5 protein-coding genes are annotated in these 3,972 nt (G+C 71.7%); all 5 read right to left on the reverse strand.

Annotation, left to right across the window (positions count from 1 at the left end):
* Positions 1 to 147 precede the first annotated feature (147 nt).
* Complete coding sequence (locus AACZ35_RS12955) at positions 148 to 1,026, reverse strand: lipid A biosynthesis lauroyl acyltransferase (protein WP_339829967.1); 879 nt, start codon at positions 1,024 to 1,026, stop codon at positions 148 to 150.
* Positions 1,027 to 1,031: 5 nt separating this feature from the next.
* Positions 1,032 to 2,294, reverse strand: coding sequence for an O-antigen ligase family protein (locus AACZ35_RS12960; protein WP_339829969.1), 1,263 nt, complete (start codon positions 2,292 to 2,294; stop codon positions 1,032 to 1,034).
* Positions 2,272 to 3,384 carry a glycosyltransferase gene (locus tag AACZ35_RS12965; protein WP_339829971.1) on the reverse strand — a complete coding sequence of 371 codons (1,113 nt, stop codon included), beginning with the start codon at positions 3,382 to 3,384 and terminating at the stop codon, positions 2,272 to 2,274. The genes AACZ35_RS12960 and AACZ35_RS12965 overlap by 23 nt, the downstream gene beginning before the upstream one ends.
* A gap of 22 nt (positions 3,385 to 3,406) precedes the next feature.
* Positions 3,407 to 3,610: a zinc-finger domain-containing protein gene (locus AACZ35_RS12970; RefSeq protein ID WP_339829973.1), complete on the reverse strand. Its 204-nt coding sequence runs from the start codon at positions 3,608 to 3,610 to the stop codon at positions 3,407 to 3,409.
* Positions 3,611 to 3,667: 57 nt separating this feature from the next.
* A partial coding sequence (locus tag AACZ35_RS12975) for a YceI family protein (protein ID WP_339829975.1) occupies positions 3,668 to 3,972 on the reverse strand: 305 nt, incomplete at its 5' end.

Below are 3,972 nucleotides of genomic sequence, written 5' to 3' on the forward strand. Positions count from 1 at the left end.
TCGGAGACATGGATGTCGACGATGAGCCTACAGGGACGTACTTGCGGCGTGTCGGGCAGGGCGACTGCACGCTGCCTCCACCCGCGGAAGCAGCACTTACAAACGCACTGATTGCCAATGGGCAAGACCAGAAGCCCGGCCCCTCGCTCAGTAGACCGGAGGCTCGCCCGGCGGCCGCGTCTTGAAGCGGCGATGCGCCCAGAGGTATTGCTCCGGGCATTCGCGCACCACGGTTTCGAGTTCACGCATGTAACGCGCGGCGTCTTCCACCGGGTCGTCCGAGGGCCAGCCCGGCCAGCCGGCTTGAATGCGGATGCGGTAGCGGCCGTCGTCGCCGCGTCGGTACCAGAACGGCAGCAGCACCGCCCGGCCGCGCCGCACCAGCTCCGGCGTCGCCGTCAGCGTGGCGGCAGGCACGCCGAAAAACGGCACGAAGGCGTTCTGGTAGGTGAAGTTCTGGTCGGCCGAATACACCACCGGCGCGCCCGCCTGCAGCGCACGGATCAGGCCGCGCACGTCCTTCTTGCCGATGCTGGGGCCGTACACGGCCGCGCGCGAACGTTCGAACCATCGCTCCAGGCAAGCATTGTTGTGCCGGCGTACGACCACCCGCACCGGCCTGCCCAGGGCCTCGCCCAGCAGGCGCACGGCCAGTTCGGTATGGGTGAAGTGGCCGCACATCAGCAGCACGCCCTGGCCGCGCTCGAGCGCGGCGCGCAGGTGCTCGATGCCTTCGATGTCGGCCAGCCCGGCCAGCGTGCGCGGCGGCGCATGCCAGGCGCGCAGCAGCTCCAGCGCACCGACCACGGTGTTGACCACGCTGGCGTCGGCCAGGCGCCGGCGCGCCCTGGCGTCGAGTGAGGCAAAACACAGGTCCACGTTGATGCGCGCGATGCGCCGGCGCGAGCCCAGCGCCGGCCACAGCAGCCAGGCCAGCGCGCGCCCCAGCGCCAGCGCGGAACCTTGCGGCAGGCGCCCGGCCAGCCAGGCCACGGCCTGCAGCAGCGGCAGGAAGAAACAGCGCACGCGGCTCAGGCCTCGTCGGCGGCGTCGCCGCGCGGTTTGTCCGCCAGCAGGCTGCCGGCGTACAGCGCCGCCAGCAGCAGCGTCAGCCCGCCCCAGAAGGTTGAATAAAAGGCCAGGTGGGTATTGAGCGGGAACACCGTCACCGCCAGCGCCAGCGCCGGGGCCCGCGCGCGGCGCCGCGCCTCCGGGCTGGCGAAGCGCCAGGCGCGCCAGGCCAGGGCCGCGCCGCCGATCCAGAAGAAGGCGCCGACCAGGCCGGTTTCGCTCAGCACTTCGAGCACAATCTGGTGCGCGTGGTAACCGGCGCCGTGATCGGGGTCGTCGAGCCAAGGGTCGGTTTCATCGGCGTACTCCGGGTACGCATCGCGGAAACCGCGCACGCCGACGCCGTTCACCGGATGGGCGATGGCCATGTTGGCGGCGGTGCGCCAGATCGGCAGGCGGCCCGACAGTGCGTGGTCCACGCCTTCGGAGCTGCCGTCGAGCATGGCGCCGGTGCGCTGCACGCGCTCCTGCAGCTTGTCGGAAAACGCCGTGGCCAGCACCAGCACCACCGCGGCGCCAGCCACCAGGGTGAAGATGGCGCGGCGGTTGCGGAACTGCATGCAGGCGCAGCAGATCAGCACCAGGGCCAGGGTGACCCAGGACGCGCGGGCACCGGCCAGCAGCACCACCACCACCAGGGCCATGGCCACCAGCAGCCAGCCGCGCAGGCCGAAGCGGTCGGCCGCGGCGATCAGCGGGAACGGAGCCAGGCTGGCCAGCACCAGGCCCAGCTTCAGGTTGCCGGCGCCGAACACGCCGCTCAGGCGGTCGGCCGTGGCCTGGCCGCCCAGGCTCCAGCCGGTGGCGGCCTGCACCAGGGCGTCGAGCAGCCAGAAGCCGCAGATCACTGCGATGCCGCCGAAGGTGAGCCGGCGCCCGCGGTCGTTGGCCACGGCGATCGCAACCAGCCACAGGAAGGGCAGGTAGCGCAGGTCCAGCAGCGATTCGCGCACGGCGCGGCGGGCATTGATCGCATCGGGCGACGACAGCAGTTCGGGCAGCCAGTAGCTCAGGAACAGCACCGTCGTCAGCGCCCAGGCCTCGTGGCTGAGCAGGGCCATGCCGCCGCGGAAGCGCTGGATCGCCAGCACCGCCAGCGCGGCCAGCGCGCCCAGCGACAGCACGGCTTCGGCCGGGCCGGGCAGCGGCCACAGCGCCACCGAGGCCAGCACCCACCACGGGGCCCAGCGCAGCTGGCTTTCAGTCGTGGACGAGGCCTGCATACGTCTCCAGCGTGGCCGACTGCATCGCGGCCAGGGTGTGGGGCATGGTAACCGGCATCGGCGGTTGCACGGACAGCATGGCGCGCGCCGCCGCCGCCAGTGCGGCCTTGTCGCCCAGGCGCACGGCGCCCTGCGGGTACAGCGTGCGCAGCAGTTCGCCGGCGCCGCCGTGGTCCCAGCCCAGCACCGGGCGGCCGACCGACAGCGCCTCGATGACCGTGCGGCCGAAGGCTTCGGGTTTGTTCGACAGCTGCAGCACCAGGTCGGCGACGGCGTAGGCGTCGACGACATCGTGGCGCGGCGGGCTGATGACCATCTGCCCGAGCACGCCGCGCTCGCGGGCCAGGGTTTCGAGTTCGGCGACGTAGGCCTCGCGGCCCGGCTCGCGGGTGCCCAGCAGCCACAGGCGCGCGTCTTCGCCGGCGTCGCGCAGGCGGGCCAGCAGTTCGATGGCGTCGGCGTGGCCCTTGAGGCGGGTGCCGCGGCCGGGCATCAGCAGCAGGCGGCCGTCCTGCAGGGCCGGGAACTCCCGGGCGAAAGCAATGCGCCAGCTTTCCGGCGCCTGGTGGCCGCGCGGGAACTGCGCGGGATCGATGCCGCGCGGGATCACGCGCAGGCGCGCCGGGTCGGTGTCGGGCCAGTTTTTCAGGACGTGGGCACGCACGGTGTCGGACACGCAGATCACCCGCTCGCCGCGGCGCATGATGCCGCTGTAGCGGCCGGGCGAGTTCAGGCCGTGCACGGTGGTTACGAAATGCGGGCGCGGCGACGGCATGCCGCGCAGCGCGAACCAGGCCATCCAGGCCGGCAGGCGCGAGCGCGCGTGCACGATGTCGGGCTGGATGCGGGCCAGTTCGGCGCGCAGGCGGCGCATGGTGCCGGGCGCGGCCAGCAGGGATTTGCGGCCGACGGACAGTTGAAGGTGTTCGCTGCCGGTCGCCAGCAGGCGTTCAAGCAAGCGGCCACCGGCGGATATGACGACCGAGCGATGCCCGGCCGCGACCAGGGCGGCGGCGATCTCGAGGGTGGAGCGTTCAACGCCGCCGCTGTGCAGGGCCGGCAGCAGCTGGACGACGGTCAGGCGGCGCACGGCCGGGAAACCCGCCCGGGCCTCAGTCCTTCAGGACGAAGTGGGCGCCGCAGTACGGGCAGATGGCTTCGCCCGTGGCCTCGACCGGCAGGTAAACCCGTGGATGCGAGTTCCACAGCGCCATGGCCGGCGTCGGGCAGGACAGCGGCAGCTCCGAACGCAGAACCTCGTAACGGCGTTCGGCATTGGCCTGTCCGCGGGCAGTGGCGGTGTCGGTACGCGACATGATGAAGGTCCTTCGGGGTCCGGGCGGCATTTTACATGCCCGGACCCCGCGGAAGCCTTATTCGGCCTTCTGGGCCTCGACGGTGATCTCGATGCGCACTTCGTCGCTGACGGCCGGGGCGTAGCCGCCGACGCCGAATTCGCTGCGCTTGATGTCGAAGCTGGCGTCGAAGCCGGCCGCGGGCTTCTTGCTCATCGGATGCTCGCCGACCTTGTTGATGGTGACGTCCATGACCACGGGCCTGGTGACGCCGTGGATGGTCAGGTCGCCGGCCACGGCCAGCTTGCCCTCGCCGGCGACGGTGACGCCGGTGCTGGTGAAGGTGGCGGTCGGGTAGGTTTGTGCGTCGAAGAAGTCGGCGC

Source organism: uncultured Arenimonas sp. (assembly GCF_963976025.1).
Lineage (GTDB): Bacteria > Pseudomonadota > Gammaproteobacteria > Xanthomonadales > Xanthomonadaceae > Arenimonas.